The sequence below is a fragment of the Microbacterium sp. NPDC089696 genome, assembly GCF_044749125.1.
Lineage (GTDB): Bacteria > Actinomycetota > Actinomycetes > Actinomycetales > Microbacteriaceae > Microbacterium.
Map to the genome: position 1 here is coordinate 1,011,610 of NZ_JBIVHF010000001.1, position 15,449 is coordinate 1,027,058.

At 66.7% G+C, this 15,449-nt stretch carries 16 protein-coding genes; all 16 read left to right on the forward strand.

The genetic code is table 11. The features are described 5' to 3' along the window. The first annotated feature begins 18 nt into the window (after positions 1–18). The 16 genes from ACIPY8_RS04955 (at position 19) to ACIPY8_RS05030 (ending at position 15,448) form a co-directional block, all read left to right on the forward strand. Positions 19–1,449, forward strand: a complete 1,431-nt coding sequence (locus ACIPY8_RS04955; RefSeq protein ID WP_400815606.1) for a hypothetical protein — start codon at positions 19–21, stop codon at positions 1,447–1,449. Then, positions 1,439–2,524, forward strand: a complete 1,086-nt coding sequence (locus tag ACIPY8_RS04960) for a hypothetical protein (protein WP_400815608.1) — start codon at positions 1,439–1,441, stop codon at positions 2,522–2,524. The genes ACIPY8_RS04955 and ACIPY8_RS04960 overlap by 11 nt, the downstream gene beginning before the upstream one ends. 64 nt (positions 2,525–2,588) lie before the next feature. Further along, positions 2,589–3,353 (forward strand): hypothetical protein, encoded by a 765-nt coding sequence (locus ACIPY8_RS04965; RefSeq protein ID WP_400815609.1) that lies wholly within the window; start codon positions 2,589–2,591, stop codon positions 3,351–3,353. 12 nt (positions 3,354–3,365) lie between these two features. Then, positions 3,366–3,806, forward strand: a complete 441-nt coding sequence (locus tag ACIPY8_RS04970; protein WP_400815611.1) for a hypothetical protein — start codon at positions 3,366–3,368, stop codon at positions 3,804–3,806. A gap of 3 nt (positions 3,807–3,809) precedes the next feature. After that, the gene (locus ACIPY8_RS04975; RefSeq protein WP_400815614.1) at positions 3,810–4,805 is read left to right on the forward strand and encodes a major capsid protein; all 996 of its coding nucleotides are present in this window, start codon (positions 3,810–3,812) and stop codon (positions 4,803–4,805) included. Between the two features lie 69 nt (positions 4,806–4,874). Continuing rightward, positions 4,875–5,348: a hypothetical protein gene (locus tag ACIPY8_RS04980; RefSeq protein WP_400815617.1), complete on the forward strand. Its 474-nt coding sequence runs from the start codon at positions 4,875–4,877 to the stop codon at positions 5,346–5,348. Positions 5,349–5,353: 5 nt separating this feature from the next. After that, on the forward strand, positions 5,354–5,758 hold the full coding sequence (locus tag ACIPY8_RS04985; RefSeq protein WP_400815619.1) for a hypothetical protein: 405 nt from the start codon (positions 5,354–5,356) through the stop codon (positions 5,756–5,758). Then, complete coding sequence (locus ACIPY8_RS04990; protein WP_400815622.1) at positions 5,758–6,105, forward strand: hypothetical protein; 348 nt, start codon at positions 5,758–5,760, stop codon at positions 6,103–6,105. The genes ACIPY8_RS04985 and ACIPY8_RS04990 overlap by 1 nt, the downstream gene beginning before the upstream one ends. Positions 6,106–6,114: 9 nt before the next feature. Next, complete coding sequence (locus ACIPY8_RS04995; RefSeq protein ID WP_400815624.1) at positions 6,115–6,453, forward strand: DUF5403 family protein; 339 nt, start codon at positions 6,115–6,117, stop codon at positions 6,451–6,453. Continuing rightward, positions 6,453–6,869 carry a hypothetical protein gene (locus ACIPY8_RS05000; protein ID WP_400815626.1) on the forward strand — a complete coding sequence of 139 codons (417 nt, stop codon included), beginning with the start codon at positions 6,453–6,455 and terminating at the stop codon, positions 6,867–6,869. Before ACIPY8_RS04995 ends, ACIPY8_RS05000 begins: the two co-directional genes overlap by 1 nt. 48 nt (positions 6,870–6,917) lie before the next feature. Continuing rightward, complete coding sequence (locus ACIPY8_RS05005) at positions 6,918–7,520, forward strand: hypothetical protein (protein WP_400815628.1); 603 nt, start codon at positions 6,918–6,920, stop codon at positions 7,518–7,520. Between the two features lie 90 nt (positions 7,521–7,610). Beyond that, positions 7,611–8,117, forward strand: a complete 507-nt coding sequence (locus tag ACIPY8_RS05010) for a hypothetical protein (RefSeq protein ID WP_400815630.1) — start codon at positions 7,611–7,613, stop codon at positions 8,115–8,117. Between the two features lie 89 nt (positions 8,118–8,206). After that, complete coding sequence (locus ACIPY8_RS05015) at positions 8,207–8,497, forward strand: hypothetical protein (RefSeq protein ID WP_400815632.1); 291 nt, start codon at positions 8,207–8,209, stop codon at positions 8,495–8,497. Between the two features lie 11 nt (positions 8,498–8,508). Then, the gene (locus tag ACIPY8_RS05020; RefSeq protein ID WP_400815633.1) at positions 8,509–12,099 is read left to right on the forward strand and encodes a hypothetical protein; all 3,591 of its coding nucleotides are present in this window, start codon (positions 8,509–8,511) and stop codon (positions 12,097–12,099) included. Positions 12,100–12,188: 89 nt separating this feature from the next. Further along, on the forward strand, positions 12,189–12,890 hold the full coding sequence (locus ACIPY8_RS05025; protein ID WP_400815635.1) for a hypothetical protein: 702 nt from the start codon (positions 12,189–12,191) through the stop codon (positions 12,888–12,890). A gap of 92 nt (positions 12,891–12,982) precedes the next feature. Continuing rightward, complete coding sequence (locus tag ACIPY8_RS05030) at positions 12,983–15,448, forward strand: hypothetical protein (RefSeq protein ID WP_400815638.1); 2,466 nt, start codon at positions 12,983–12,985, stop codon at positions 15,446–15,448. The last annotated feature ends 1 nt before the right edge of the window (position 15,449 follow it).

A 15,449-nucleotide genomic window follows, 5' to 3' on the forward strand; every position in this document is an offset into this window, starting at 1 on the left:
GGGGAAGCGAGGTGGATAGTGCTCACGGAAGCCAACGTCCCAGATTCTGACGACTGGTGGCTCATGCGCCTGGCGAATCGCCTCGGCGACGGCCTCCCGCGAATGGAGAAGCTGCGGTCGTACCGCGACGGCGACGCACTCCTGCCGACGGACTCATGGGATGCCGCGACCAGCGAGCAGTACCTCCGCTTCATGAAGCGATCGCGGCTCCACGTCGCGGAGACGCTGCGGGACGCGCGCACCGACCGCCAGGAGGTCGTCGCGTTCCGCACGTCCGCCGCCGGCGACGAGAATGGCGACCTGGTCGCTCAGGCGATCTGGGACCGCTCGCGCATGGCGATGCAGTCGGTGCCTCTCTTCAACGACGTCGGCGACTTCGGCCGCGCATACATCACCACGGCGCCGGACCCTCGTGGGAAGGCGCTGTGGCAGATCGGCAACGAGTGGACGACGATCGCCGAGCAGGACTCGCGGTTCCCGTGGATCACGCGCGCGGCGATCTCCGTCGGCTACAACGCGATCCTCCGCACCGAAGAGATCACCCTGTTCCGGCCCGGCTACTACCGCATCGCGTACCGGTCGACGAACGTGCCCACGCTCCCCGCCGACGGCACGTCCTGGACGGTCACGTCCGACTGGACATGGGTGTCTGATCCCGTCCGCACGGGCGCGATCGACGAGGCGATCATCACGCAGATCTCGACGCCGGACGGGTACGGCATCTACGAGAAGCACCTCGACACTCTCGACCGCATCAACGAGATCACGCTGAACGGTCTGACTCTCATCGTCATGCAGTCGTTCCGCCAGCGCGCGGTGATGGCTGACCTCGACGACGTCTACCCGGAAGATCACCCGAAGGCCGGTGAACCGATCGACTACGACGACGTGTTCCGAACTGGTCCCGCAGCGCTGTGGACGCTCCCCGCGGCAGCGAAGATGTGGGAATCCGAAGCTACGGACGTGCGCCCCATCTACGAGGCGCGAAAGAGCGAGCTCAAGGATCTCTGCACGATCACCCGCACGCCGATGAGCCTGTTCGACTCGTCGAACGCGAACCAGTCGGCGCTCGGGTCGCAGATCAGCCACCAGCCGCTCGTCAATGCCGTGAACCGCATGAACCGCGTCTCCGGTGTGTCTCTCGCGCAGGCGATGTCGCAGTCGCTGCTCATCGAGGGCCAGGAATCCCGTTCCGAGTTCACGCAGATCGCGGTCGAGTGGGCCAAGGTCAACCCCGCGACGCTGGCCGAGAAGGCCGAGGCGGCACCGAAGTTCAAGGCCGGTGGTGCGACGCAGGCGTGGATCGACGCCGAGGTGTTCGAGATGACGCCACAGCAGCGTCGGGAGGCCGAGACCGTCCGCGCCGACGAGGCGTTCAACAACGCCCTCGCGCTCGCGCCGGCGACCCGGCCGGGGGTGAATACGACAGGAGCGGACGATGGCGAATGAGGATCTCAAGTACGAGCACCTCGTCGCGACGTACGCCGCGCAGCAGGAGAACATCGTCGAGGCTCTGCTGAGAGCTCTCCTGCAGATCTGGCTCCCGTTCCTGTGGTGGGGTCGGCCTGACATGGTGAACGCCGCGGCCGCGGCGTCCGCAGTCCAGGTCGACACCGCCACTCGACGGGCTCGCCGCCTGTCCCGAGCGTTCATGCTTCGACAGCTCGAGCTCATCGACGCCGTCCCCGAGGCGCTCCCGCCGATCGAGGACACGTACGAACGCGGCGGGACGCCGATCGTCGAGGTGTATAAGCGGCCCGCACGGCAGCTCGAGCACAAGATCCGTGAGCGGTTCCGGAATCCGGAGACGGAGAAGGTCGCGTGGCCCGATCGGGTGCCCGACGAGGTGTGGAAGACGTTCGAGGAGCGTCTGACGTCGATCGTGAACGACGATATCGCCGCTGTGGCTCGCGATGAGTCGCAGAAGGTGATGGACGCGTCCGCGAAGGTCATCGGCTATCGACGCGTGATCCACCCAGAGTTCTCCAAGACCGGCACGTGCGGCCTCTGCATCGTGGCGGCCTCACGCTTCTACTCGAAGTCCGAGCTGATGCCCCTGCACGACCTGTGCAAGTGCACCATCTCGCCGCTCACCAAGGACCGTGACCTCGGGCTGCGACTGAACGATGCAGACCTCGCGCGGATCTACGCGGCCGCCGGCTCCAACTACGCCGATGACCTGAAGCGCATCACCGTGCAGGTCCGCGAGCACGGCGAGCTCGGACCGATCCTGACCCAGAAGGGCGACTCTTTCCGGAGTCTCGCGAAGGTCAACCGGGCATCCAAGCGCCACACGTTCACGCCGTACGAGCGGATGACGCCTGACGCTCAGCGCCACATGTGGGAGTCGCAACTCGCGACCTCACAGCGCGGTCTCGACATCCTCCTCGACGCCCGGGACAACGGCACGAAGCTCGTCGACATCACGGGCCGCGGCGAGACGCCGATCCCCGTTCGCGATCTCGAGAAGGCGATCGCCTGGTATCGCTCGCTCATCGCACGCGCCGAGTCCAAGCTCGGCTGACCCCCATGACCCCCTGCCCTGATTCGGGGTGGGTTCCACCTTCCGATTCGGAGGCTCATTCACCATGTCCGCACACCAGCCCATCCGCGTGCTCGGCCCCCAGTTCGCTCCGACCTGGCACCGACCGCAGCTCCGCTACATCGACCCCGTTCCGGGCGCCGAAGCCGGAACAACCCCTCCCGCACCCGGTGCGCAGACGCCGCCCGCAACGGAAGACCTCGGGTTCCCCAAGGACACCCCCGTCGAGCAGATGACGTCCGACCAGCAGGCCGCGTACTGGAAGAACCAGTCGAAGACCCAGCAGAAAATCGCTGAGGCAGAGAAGAAGAAGACCTCCGCCTACGAGAAGTTCGGGACGGTCGACGAGCTGCAGAGCGCCGCGGATGCCGCGGAAGCCGCACGCGTCGCCGCGCTGGACGACAACCAGAAGGCCATCGAGGCCGCGAAGGCGGCGGGCAAGGCCGAAGCACTCGCAGAGGCCGGCACCGGGCACCTCTCGGACGCTGTGAAGGGCTACCTCATCGCGCTCACCAAGGGCGCGAACGAGACCTTCGAAGCCGCAACCTCCCGCGTGGAGGGTGCGATCGAGTTCGCCGATCTGACGAAGTTCGTCGGCGAGAACGGAACTCTGGACGCCGCAAAGGTCCAGACGTTCGCGCAGTCCCTCGGTTCGGTGGACGGCAACGGCTCCCAGTCGGGAGCGGCATGGGGAGATCGCTTCAACAGCGACCACGCAGGGCGCATCCCCCCGGCACCTGGCTCGACCGGTTCGGTCAAGTCCATGGAGCAGGCCGCATACGACGCCATGAAACCCAAGACCACCGCCTAGAAGGAGGCACCGATGTCTGATTTCCAGATCAAGTCTCGTGCGACCGGCTCGAAGCAGGACACCCGCTGGCGCACGTCGTCGCACGGTGAAGACGCTGCGCGACCCGGACAGCTCGACCCGACCGCGTTCACCTCGGGAACGCACTACAACATCCCCGGCCAGGACAAGAACGTGATCCCCTCGGGGGTCGGGGTCGCCCTGCTCGCGAACGGGCTCTATGGCCCGTACAGCGCGACCGCCGGGGCTGACGACACCGACCCGCGTCGCACGCTCGCCGGTTTCGTCAACGACAACGAGGGCGTGTCCCTCGGTGACGACCCCTCGACGGCCAAGCCGACGTTCGCCCGCCTCGTGCACGGCATCGTCGACCCGTCGAAGCTCCCCATCGCCGCTCAGCGGACGACCGTCAAGACGGCGAAGACCATCATCTCCGTCACCTACGTGGAGGACTGACCCATGGCGTTCAGCAAGAACCACCGCACGCCCGCGCAGCTCACGGCGTACGCCCGCGCCGCCTTCCGCCTCCACGTCGAGCAGTACGCGACGGCAGCGATGCTTCCCCTCGAGGCATCGCCGACGCTCACGTACTCCGTCAACATCGGACAGTCGGTGCTCCCGGCCGCGGCTTCGTTCCGCAGCTTCAACACCGAGTCCGAGGTCGGCGAGCTCGGTGGCGGCCAGACCGCCGAGGGCAAGCTCCCTCCGATCTCGATCCGCATCCCGGTCGACGAGCACCAGGAGCTGGTCATGTACGGCATGGAGGACGCGATCGCCGCGGCCTTCGAGCGCCGTGCAGAGCGGACGGCCCAGGCCGTCGGAAGCCGCTTCGTGCTCGCTCAGGCTGAGGCTCTCGTCACCGGCAAGGTCACGATCGCTGAGCGCAAGCTCAACGTGATCGTCGACTTCGGTCGCAAGGCCGCCCAGACCGGTACCGCGCCCACCCTGTGGACCGCGAACGGCGCCGACCCGATCGCTGATCTCGACGGCATGCGCGCCATCATGAACAAGGGCATCTCGTCCGTGCTCATGTCGCGCGCGATCCTGTCGCTGCTGCAGACCAACGAGGAGATCATCAAGCTCGTCGTCGGCCGCGGAAGCGACCTCCCGTCGCGCGTCAGCGAAGAGGACGTCCGATCCGTGCTCCGCGACTGGGGTTACGGCGAGATCCGCGTCAACGAGCAGACGATCATCAACCGTTCCGGTGTCGAGCAGACGCTCTTCCCCGCGGACAAGATCGTCCTCCTCTCCGGCTCCGAGTTCGGATCGACCAAGCTCGGCGTCACCGCCGAGTCGCTGTCGCCCGAGAACGGCATCAGCCGCGGCGAGGCAGCCGGACTCTTCTCCGGCGCGACCCACACGCACGACCCCGAGGGGTACAACGTGCTGGTCTCCGCGATCGGCCTGCCCGTCGTGGGCACGCCGGACAACACCGCGTCCCTGAAGGTCGCGTAACCCAACCGGTCACTGCGGGGCGGTCCTCCCGAGGGCCGCCCCGCATCCGAGAAGGAGAGAAGGTCTGCCATGAGCAACAAGAAGCGAATCCTCACCGGTCACGTCGCCCGAGTCGTCGGCGGCGTGCTGGTCGCCGCCGGCCCCGGCGATCCCGCACCCGACTGGGTGACCAATCCCAACCTCATCGCCGCGGACGACACGGCGTCGACCGACACCTCCGGTGGTCAGACCCCGGAACCGGCCGCACCCGCGCCCAAGGCCGCCGACGCCGAGAAGGACGATCTGTCCGACCTCGGCATCGAAGCCCTCCGCGATCTCGCCGAGAAGGCGGGTGTCGCGAAGAGCGGCAAGAAGACGGAGATCGCCGCCCGCATCCGCGCCAAGCGCGCCGCCGGCACGCCGGACGGCAACGACGGAGCAGGCGACGACGGCAACGCCGACCACGACGTGCTCGTCGCGAAGGCCACGGCCCTCGGCGTCGAAGATGCCGAGAAGCTGACCGACGACGAGCTCACCGCCGCGATCGAGTCCTTCGAGGAGTGATCGACGTGACGACGCTCCCCGATGTCTCGCCCGACGAGATCCCGAAGCACTCGACCGTCGATGTCTCTGACCTCTCAGACGAGTACCTCGAGGGGAAGCTCGGCGAGGTAGTCGACTCGATCAAGAGCCGATGGGGGAGCGTCGTCCTCGCTCGATTGGAATCCGGTGTCCTCACCCTGCGGCTCTACAACGCCGTCGTGGTCCGCATCGCGGCTCGCGTCTTCGGTAACGAAGAGGGGTACAAGGAGGAGCACGAAGGCCAGTACGGCTTCCAGCGCGAATCGCTCGCTGCCTCCGGATACGTCTGGTTCAGCGACATCGACGAGCGCGACCTCACCGGCCGCGTCGCCCCCAAGCGCGGAGGGAAGGCCGGAACGGCTCTGCTGAGCCGACAGAAGGGATGGCCCTGATGTCGCTCCTCGGCCGCAAGGCTCCCCACGTCGTCTACGTGCAGAAGCGGAAGATGGTCCGCACCGAGAGGGGCGGACGCGACTACGAGCTCGACGGCACGCCCATCCCGGTCCGGTGCATGGTCGAACCCGTCCGCGACTGGTCATCCTCTGAAGAGGTCGAGTCGCTCGGTCTGCAGGTCGTCGACCTCGCGATCGTGCGAGCTCGGAAGTGGCCCGGCGACATCAACTCCTACGTCACGTTCGAGGGCGCGGAGTACGAGACCGTCGGCGCTCCACAGAGCCACTCCGTCTCGCCGCGCACTGGACACCACCGAGTCACCATCAAGTGGCTCCGCGATCTGTAGGAGGCACGCATGTCCTACGTCGACCCGCGCGCCGGCTCCATGGCCGCGCAGATCGCCGGGGAGAGCGCAGAGATGGACCGAGTCGCCGTGCGCGGCGTCCGGGCCGTCCGTAGCGTTGCCGCGGCTCACCGCCTCACCGGTAACTACATCGACAAGGTGTTCGCGACCGAAGCCCCCTCCGTCCTCCCATCGAAGGTCGGTCCGATCAAGGACCGCCTCATCGTCGCCGACGACGAGGCAGCCGTGTCGATCGAGCACGGCCACATGGTCCGATTCAAGAACGCTCGCAGGGTGCGATTCGTGCCCGGCCAGCACATCATGGGCAAGGCGCTGCAGGTGATGAGCTGATGGGCCTTCTCCTCGACACCGGGAAGCTCTTCCAAGAGCTCACCCGCGAGATCACTCCCGAGCCGATCGGTGTCGCGGCGGATCTCGACGTCGGCACGTTCGCCGAGCTGCCGTTCGTCACCCATTCCTCGTTCGCCGCCCAGGACGGCAACGGGCGCGGGCTGTGGACCGTAACGTACACGCTCAGCCTGTTCGACGGCCCCTCAACCGCGTTCGAGCTCGCCGACGCGCTGTACACAGGTGTCCACGGGTGGGACGAGTCGCCCACCGCAGGCGTCATCCCTGGCGTCGGCGGCGTCGAATCCATCATCAACGAGATTTCTGCGTTCTCCCAGATCGGCGGGGAAGCGCAGATCGAATCCAAGGCCACGGTGCAGCTCACCGCATCGTGGCAACTCGCCGTTCGCAAGTTCTAGTCCTTCTGCGCCCCTCGGGGTGGGTCTGCACACCAATCAGGAGGAAACGTGTCTGTCGACGCAACCAAGCTCGTTATCCCGGGGCACGGCACCGTGTTCCACGCCCCGGTCAACACCAAGCCCCCGACGGGTCCGCTGGACCCGTCCACCGGCTTCAACCTGCAGGCCGACGGCCCCACCCCGTGGGAGAACCTCGGCCACACGTCCAAGCAGAACACCATCGCCTTCACGAAGGAGGGCGGGGAGAAGGAGTCGCTCGACACCTTCCTCGCCGACGGTGTTCGCACGACCACCGGCTCCACGACCTGGGGTGTGACCGTCGCTGCACTGCAGTTCGACGAGGACACCCTCGACCTCGCGTTCAACGGTGACTTCGACTCGACGACGGGCGGCTACACCGTCGCGACGCCGGCGCCGATCCAGCGCGCGCTCTTCCTGTTCTTCCAGGACACGACCGGTTCGGTCGGCTTCTGGATTCCGAACACGGAGGTCTCCCTCGGCGACGCCCCGTCCGTCGACACCGCGCAGTTCCTCGAGCTGCCCCTCAGCGTCTCGATCCTCTCGGCATCGAACGCAGCCATCCCGGCCATCGGTGGCCGCGCCGGCGTGTTCCAGATCTTCAAGTCTGGCCTCGTCGCGCCCACGCCGTAACCCCAAGCCCGTCCCCCTGGGTGCAGTGCCGCAGACCCGCCCAGGGGGACGTTTCCCTCATCGGTCTGCAACGCATGAAAGAGGTCTGCCATGACTCCCACCACCCCGCAGGACCGCCGCTCTCCGGCGGCCAAGACCGCGGCCAAGACGTCCTCGAAGAAGGCGTCCGCCGCACCCAAGCCCGACGAAGCCACGACTCCGGAGCTGTCGGCCTCCGAGCAGCTCGAGCGCGAGCAGGAGCAGAAGGAGCTTCGCGAGCAGCTGCTCGCCGACCTCCCGACGCTGCGGCCGGCCATCACGTTCCGCATGCGCCACCGGAACGACTTCAACAACCTCCTCCTCGACGCGGCGAAGTCCGGCGCATTCGACGAGGACACGGAAGGCCCGCTCGAGTTCGACAACTCGCGCGTCGAGGACATCGAGCGGCTGCAGAAGCTCAACGAGTTCATCGCGCGCATCGACGAGTGGGCCGAGACGATCGCCGAGAACCCGGCCGAGTACGACGCCTGGTCGCAGGGCAAGACCCACGACCACTTCATGGCGATCTTCGTGGAGTACCGAGACGCACTGGGGGAATCGCTCAGCTCCGCGAGCTGATCGACGAACTCGACGCTCACGGGGCACTACGCGCCGACCTGGCCCAGTTCTACAGCGGGCTCAACATCGACGACGTCTGGACGGGCGCAGTGTCCGTCCGGCACGTCATCTACCTCTCCGAGCACCTCGTGCTCAACCCGCACTCGCGAGTCTTCGCGATACGGGGAGGCTCGCCAGAGCTTCAGGGATGGGACTCCGCGACCATCGTCGCCGTCCGCACCCACAACCTCATCGTCTCGCTCATTCAGGGACTCGCCGGGCAGAAAGACCCGGAGATGTTCATCGACTGGCCGGGCGCTGAGAAAGCAGAAACGACGGTCCAGCCGAAGACGCTCGCAGAGCTCATGGCCGGAGCGCTCGACAACTTCATGAAGGAATAGGGGTGACGCGGATGGCTGGAATCAACCCCGGACGCAACGCTGGTCGGCTGTCCATCCGCGTCATCCCCAACACCAACGACTTCCGCCGCGACCTGAAGCGCCGCCTCGACATGATCGAGCGCACGACGACCATGACGGTCACGGTCAACAAGGCGAAGCTCGACGGCGGCAAGATCCGCGAGGACATCCGCCGGCAGCTCGTCAGCCTGAAGGATCTCGACGGCGTCGTCCGATTCAAGGCCGAAGCCGACGTGCAGAAAGTCAAGGACGTCGTCACGTCCGTCGGCCTGACGATGGACCGAATCACGATCGACCGCCTGCGCCGCGACGTCGACAAGGCCATGCGTGGCATCGAGGTCACGCTCACCCCCACGATGGCGGACCGCCAGGTCCGCCGCGAACTCGACGCCCTCCGCGCCGAATTCCACACGGTCTCCGGCAAGCTCGCGCACGACATCATGTCCGCCGAGGACGCGGAGATGCTGCGCCACCGGCTGAACGACATCAAGGACCACATCGACCACGTCGCGCGCAACCGCGAGACGCGCATCGACGCAAACCCCTTCACCGCGTGGGCTTCTGCACGGCTCGCGTGGCTCACACGACCGCGCACCGTAGAGGTCTTCGTCAAGGTGTCGAAGGCATCCGTCGTCGCGGCGCTCACCACGCTCTCCGCGCTCTCCGGCGCCCGCCTGTCGTGGAAGTGGATCGACGACCTCGCTACGTCGATGAAGAACCTCGACAAGAACCTCCCGTCCATCATCAACTGGACCACCGGCATCACCTCCCTCATCGCGTCGATTTTCGCGGCCACCAGTGGGCTCGTCGGCATCGGTCAGGGACTCTTCTCGATTCTCCCCGCGTTCCTCGTCGTCCCGGGCCTCATCCTCAACGGCGTCGGCTCGCTGACCGCGCTCGTCGTCGCACTCCGGAACGCGAAGACCGAGCTGGGCGAGCTGTCCGACGACATGTCCGAGCTCGGCGGCATCATCAACGACGCGTTCTGGACCCAGGCACGTCAGCCGATCCTCGACCTCGTCAACGGGCTCATGCCGCAGCTCCGCACCTCGTTCGATGAGCTGTCGACCGGCATCGGGCAGTTCACCGGCGAGCTCGCGAAGGCATTCGGCGAGGAACTCGGCAACGGCGGCCTCGAGTCGATCTTCACCGGCATCGCCGAGGGATGGCGCATCCTCTCCACCGGAGCCCCGGCGTTCGCCGGCGCGATGACCTCGCTCTCGCAGGTCGCCGCGAAGTACACCCCTCGGCTCGCTACGTGGTTCGTCCGCCAGGCGAACACGTTCGACACCTGGCTCGAAGCAGTCTCCACCGACGGTCGTCTCGATGGCTGGATGGAGAACGCCATCAAGTCGATGTACGACCTCTGGGACGCAACCACCGGCATCGCCGGCGTGTTCAAGGGGCTGTGGACCGCCGCGGACTCTGCAGGCTCGAAGGGGCTCGCGGGCTTCGCGGACATGATGCAGGAATGGGACCGCATCGTGAACGGTGCGGACTTCCAGCGCGGCCTCACCGCGATCTTCCGCGGCGCCTCGACTGCGATGACCGCTTTCGGTGGCGCGGTGCGCGCAATCGGCCGCATGATCCTCGGGCTCGACACGTCGATCGAGAAGTTCCTCGGCTCTGCCGGCAAGTTCTTCGGAGGTCTGATCGAAGGCGCAGCGAATGCGCTGAATCAGCCAGCCGTAGGCGCGGGCCTGGATGATCTCTCGGACGGGCTGATCCGTGCGCTCGAGGGCATCCTCCCGCACCTGCCGACGATCGCCGCGACTTTCGGCAGCTTCCTCGGCCTGCTAGGAGACCTCGCCGGGACATTGCTGCCCGCCGCAGCGTCGGTGCTCGCTGAGCTCATGCCGTCGATCCAAGGGATCATCGACGCGATCCGTCCGATCCTGCCGGAGCTCTCCGAAGCGGTGATCTCGATCGCCGAGACGCTTGGTCCTCCGCTCGCCGATTTCGTCTCCTCTGCCGCGCCGCTTCTTGCTGAGGCGCTCGTCGGGGTGGCCGCGATTCTCAAGGAAGTCGCTCCGGTTCTCTCCGAGATCCTTTCCGGAATCACGGAGATCATGCGGAAGCTCTTCCCTGAGCTCCAGGGCATCAAGCAGTACAACGAGTCGAAATTCGCGCCGGACCCGAACAAGTACCTCGACGATCCGATCGGCTACTACGAGGCGTATGTGAAGGGAGCCCAGCAGTACGCGAAGGACAACCCGATCTTCTTCTCGGGCTACCTCGAAGACGTGAAGTATGCGAATCTCACGCCGATCGTCGACGAGATCGAAGAGGCCTTCCGCACCGAGGGTCGTGAAAGCGCTCAGGCTCTGTGGGAAGAGTTCAAGAACGTCGCCCCAACCGACGTCGTATCTCGCCTGCAGAACGCGCTCGAGGCACAGCTCATCCAGCTCGATTGGAAGGGCTCGACCGGCATCGAGATCTGGAAGGACCAGCTCCAGACGGAGTTCTCGAGCGCCGGCCTCGGCGCGGCACGATCCATGTGGGACGAGATCTCTGCGCCCATGTCGGCCGACACGAAGGCTGCGCTCCTCAAGGAACTCGGCTATCTCAGCGACCTGCTGACCGACAACATGACGTCCGCGGAGGTCATGGACTTCGACGCGAAGACAATGGTCGACCGCATCGAGTATGCGTTCAAGAACGGTTCGGATAGCTCGAACTGGCTCTACGACTACATCAAGCTCGATCCCTCCACGCAGCAGCGAGTCCTCGACCAGCTCGGGCAGCTCCGAGATGACGCGCAGAAGATCATCGACAGCGCGACGCCCAGCGGCGGTGGTGGCGGCGGGTTCTCTCGTCAGCTCGCGCAGGGCATCCGGCTCGGTCTCCCCGAGCTGGACCAGTCGGTCAAGTCGATGAAGGACACGATCCAGCGTGGCGTGTCCGGATCGGAGTTCTGGCTCACGCCGAATGGCACCGCGATCATGGGCGGGCTGAAGGCAGGGATGGACGGCTACAAGCCGACGATCACTGCCGACATGGCCGCCTTCGGCGGTGTGCTCTCGACGGCGATGGCATCTGCCGGCTCGTGGCTCTACCCGACGGGTATGGCGACGATGGCTGGCATGCAGGCGGGCGCTCAGGCGGGCCGTGGCGGTGTCATCGGCGCGTTCGGTGGCCTGCAGGGTGCGATCGGCGCCACGCTCGCCGGCGCAGGCGGCTGGTTCTACGGCGTCGGCGCCGCGATGATGCAGGGCATCGCGCGGGGCATCGGCGACAACAGCGGCGGCGTTTCCCGCGCGGCTGCGTCCGCCGTCGACCGTGCGGTGAACGCCGCTCGGGCGGCAGGTGACATCCACTCCCCATCGCGTCGCACCAATCGTGAGATCGGCCTCCCGCTCGTCCAGGGCATCGCGGTCGGAATCACGAAGGGGGCCGCAGGCGTCCGTCGCTCGATGGTCAGCGCCATCGACTTCAGCGGTCTCCGCGGAGAGTCGCCGACGCTCACGGCCGAGGAGGGCACGACGTCGCGCGGCGGCGTCTCGCTCCACATCCACAATCCGATCACCCGCGATCTTCAGCAGGAGGCGTGGGAGGCGGCGCAGCTCGTAGGGCAGGTGACCTGATGGTTATTCGAGTCAACGGTGTGCCGCTCGACAATCCGGATCTGGGATGGATTCTCCGCAGAGGATCGGTCCCCTACTCCGGAGCGGAGATGGATCTGGGTCAGGTGGCCACCACCGGTCGGGACGGGACGCTCGCGATCGCGACCACCATGCGATCGCCGCTCTACCCGCTCACGATCAACACGCCCCCGTCCGGGTGGGCATCGCTCCTGGCGCTCTTCACGGCCCAGCAGTTGGTGCTCACCCGAGACGACGTACAGGGAGTCGAGGTCCAGGTGCGTCTCGCGTCGGCGACACCAGACCGAGTGTTCGCACGCAACGAGCTCATCGACGCGACGTTCGTCGTCGAGCTCAGCGGCGCGTTCTGGCGCGACCAGGTCGCGACCACCCCGAGCGCGCCGCTCAGCGGCTCGTCGACCACCCTCTCCCTCTTCGACGGAATCTCAGCGCCGGTCGGCGACGCGATGGTCCGAGTAAAGGGCCAGGCGGCCGGCATCCAGATAACCGATCACTCCGGTGCGTGGCTCACCCTCCCCGACGTCCCTGCCGGATCGTACTGCCGGTTCGAGTCCGCCACAGGACGGGCGTTCGTCACCACGACGGACACATGGACCGGCGGCGTCGAGGTGTCGGGCGCCGTGGACTTCGGCGGCCCGCGCGGCGTCTTCGAGATCACCCCCGTCCTCGCGGTGCTGAACCCTTCCGACCGCCACGCAGAACTGACGATTGCGACGACGTCGCGCACCGGCGCGGTCCTCGAGGTCCGAGGGAAAGCCGCGCACATCATCTAGGAGGAACCGTGTTCGACATCCGTCTGCGGAAGATGACCGACGCCGGCGCGAAGGGAGCAGTCCTCCCGACAGTGTCAATTGACACGACAGGGGTGGACTCTGCGACCTCCACGCTGTCGTTCGTCGTATCCGAGAAGGTCGCCGGACGCATGGACGCTCCGCAGGTCGTCGCCGTCGAGTACTCGATCGGAGGGCCGTTCAAGCAGCCACGCAACGGCCTCTTCATGGCGTCGGTCGATGACTCGGATGACGCAGACCCGAAGGGCACCGTGCGCTTCACGGCGCAGGGGTTCGTGACGTGGATGCTCGGGCGCACCTACCTGCATTGGGCGCAGGGAGCCGTCAACGGCGAGCGGGAGTGGACCGAATCCGGCCACCCCGCATCCGCCGGAACCATCATCGGCGGGATGATGTTCGAGGCCCAGAACCGGGGCTGGGGGTCGATGATCTCAAGGGATTTCTCGTCGAGCGCGGACTCCGCGGGTGTCCCGTGGACGGCCGACGAGAAGGTCAAGCAGCCGTGGAGGCTGCTCACCCCGCTCTCCACGGTTCTGCAGTCGATCACCGACCAAGGACTCTGCGACTGGTGGACCGAGGGCACCAAGCTCCGGCTGTTCCGGCCCGGGACGGGCGAGGTGCGGGAGAATCTCGTGTTCGGCGGCCCGGTATTCACCGCGCGGCCCACGAAGTCGAGCTTCGATGACGTGTTCACCCACCTCACGGTCGTTCCCGAGAAGGCGGACTACTGGCTCTACCTCAACAACACCGGTGCGTCGAGCCGCTTCGGTCGCCTCGAGGCCACCCTGACGCAGTCCGGCGTCTCCGATCATGCGACCGCGACCACCCTGGCGCAGTCCGCGCTCGTCGGCGGCCGCGCGGTCAAGCGCGAGTACTCGTTCGACTGGACACCGTCCGACAACGGGCCGCGGCCGTGGGAGGACTTCAACCTCGGAGACGTCATCACCTCAAAGACGCGCCACGGCAAGAGCCTGCAGCGCATCATCGGCATCCAGGTCAAGAAGCAGGACGCGTCCGTCACGGCACGCGTCATCGTCGGCGACAAGCTGCTCACCCAGGCGGCGAAGCAGGCTCGCCGGACCGGCGCCGGGTCGATCGGCGGTGCCATCGGCGGTGGGGGAGCGGTCTTCCCTATTCCCGACGCGACGTTCCCCGCACCCGGTGCGCCGACCGGACTGCACGTCGAGTCCAACGCCGGATCATGGCGAGAGGACGGCACCGCACAGTCCACGGTCACGGTCGCATGGGACGAGGTCGTGCAGGCAGACGACGGGTCAGGTGTCGACGTCGTCGCGTACGAGGTAGCCGCGCGCTCCGCGAGCTCTGAGCCGTCGATCGTCGCTACTACTCAGGCGCTGTCGTTCACGACGACGGAGTGGGAGCCCGGCGTCGACCGCTACGTGAAGGTGCGCGCTCGCTCCTTCGACGGCCGAGAGTCAGAGTGGTCCGGCGAGATCGCGGTCACGCCGGCGGTCCCCTCGAGCATCATCCCGAAGCCGCCGACGGGTCTCTCCGTCCAGTCGAACGTGGGTGCTTTCGAGCCTGACGGGACCAGCATCTCCACCGTGGTCGTGACCTGGGACGAGGTCGCACTATCGGTCGACGACGAGCTCGTCACCGTCGACGAGTACGAGGTTGCCAACGGTCTCGCGACGACCCGCGTGTCCGGGACAACAGCAACGCTCCGCATCCCGTCAGCGAGCGTCGCATCGCTGCGCGTGCGCGCGCGATCGAACATCGGTGTCTGGGGAGACCCATCGGACCCGATCGAGGTCACCGGGGCGACCCCAAGCGGACTCCTGCCGGCACCGACCGCCCCGGTCCTCACGTCGAGTCTCGGCCTCGTCGCCGCGCGCTGGGACGGCGAGTTCGAGCAGGATGAGCACCCTCGTGGCTTCTCGCACGTGGTGATGGAGACCGCTCCGTCGGAAGCTGGTCCGTGGGAACGCGTCGGCACTCCACTCGTCGCACCAGGTGGAGCGAGCATCCGTGGAGAGGTCGGTTCGACCGTCCACGTGCGTCTCGTCCCGTTCGATACGGTCGGGCGCGTCGGCGACGCCTCGGAGATCGCGACTGTCGTCATCACCGGCATCACCGCTCCCGACCTCGAAGCCGAATCTGTCACCGCCAACGCGATCAAGGCCGGGTCGATCAGCGTCAACCACGTCGAGCCCGCGTTCGGCGACTCGCTCGATATCACCGCCAACGAGACGGTGAACATCATCGTCGGCAGGCAGGACAGTCAGGACGAAGCCATCGGCAACGTCGGCGATCATGCCGAAGAGCTCGATGACCGCCTCACCCAGCACCAGACCTACTACCGGTTCGGCGCTGACGGCCTCGGCATTGGTGATCCCGCCTCGAGTGCGGAGCTTCGGCTCAAGCCCACCCGGATCGAGATGGCCCAGCAGGGCGTCATCGTCTCGTACTGGGAAGGCGGAGTGTTCGTCGCCGACGAGACCCGGCTGAAGGCATCGTCCATCGCATCGCACCGGTTCGAGGGCTATGGCCCAGGGCGGACCATCGTCCGCCCACTCTGAA

Excerpts from the sequence above, each read along its gene's own strand:
- ACIPY8_RS04970 (WP_400815611.1), top strand. The coding sequence starts at position 3,366 with ATGTCTGATTTCCAGATCAAGTCTCGTGCGACCGGCTCGAAGCAGGAC.
- ACIPY8_RS05010 (WP_400815630.1), top strand. The coding sequence starts at position 7,611 with ATGACTCCCACCACCCCGCAGGACCGCCGCTCTCCGGCGGCCAAGACC.
- ACIPY8_RS04995 (WP_400815624.1), top strand. The coding sequence starts at position 6,115 with ATGTCCTACGTCGACCCGCGCGCCGGCTCCATGGCCGCGCAGATCGCC.
- ACIPY8_RS05020 (WP_400815633.1), top strand. The coding sequence starts at position 8,509 with ATGGCTGGAATCAACCCCGGACGCAACGCTGGTCGGCTGTCCATCCGC.
- ACIPY8_RS04980 (WP_400815617.1), top strand. The coding sequence starts at position 4,875 with ATGAGCAACAAGAAGCGAATCCTCACCGGTCACGTCGCCCGAGTCGTC.
- ACIPY8_RS04990 (WP_400815622.1), top strand. The coding sequence starts at position 5,758 with ATGTCGCTCCTCGGCCGCAAGGCTCCCCACGTCGTCTACGTGCAGAAG.
- ACIPY8_RS05000 (WP_400815626.1), top strand. The coding sequence starts at position 6,453 with ATGGGCCTTCTCCTCGACACCGGGAAGCTCTTCCAAGAGCTCACCCGC.
- ACIPY8_RS04965 (WP_400815609.1), top strand. The coding sequence starts at position 2,589 with ATGTCCGCACACCAGCCCATCCGCGTGCTCGGCCCCCAGTTCGCTCCG.
- ACIPY8_RS04960 (WP_400815608.1), top strand. The coding sequence starts at position 1,439 with ATGGCGAATGAGGATCTCAAGTACGAGCACCTCGTCGCGACGTACGCC.
- ACIPY8_RS04975 (WP_400815614.1), top strand. The coding sequence starts at position 3,810 with ATGGCGTTCAGCAAGAACCACCGCACGCCCGCGCAGCTCACGGCGTAC.
- ACIPY8_RS05025 (WP_400815635.1), top strand. The coding sequence starts at position 12,189 with ATGGATCTGGGTCAGGTGGCCACCACCGGTCGGGACGGGACGCTCGCG.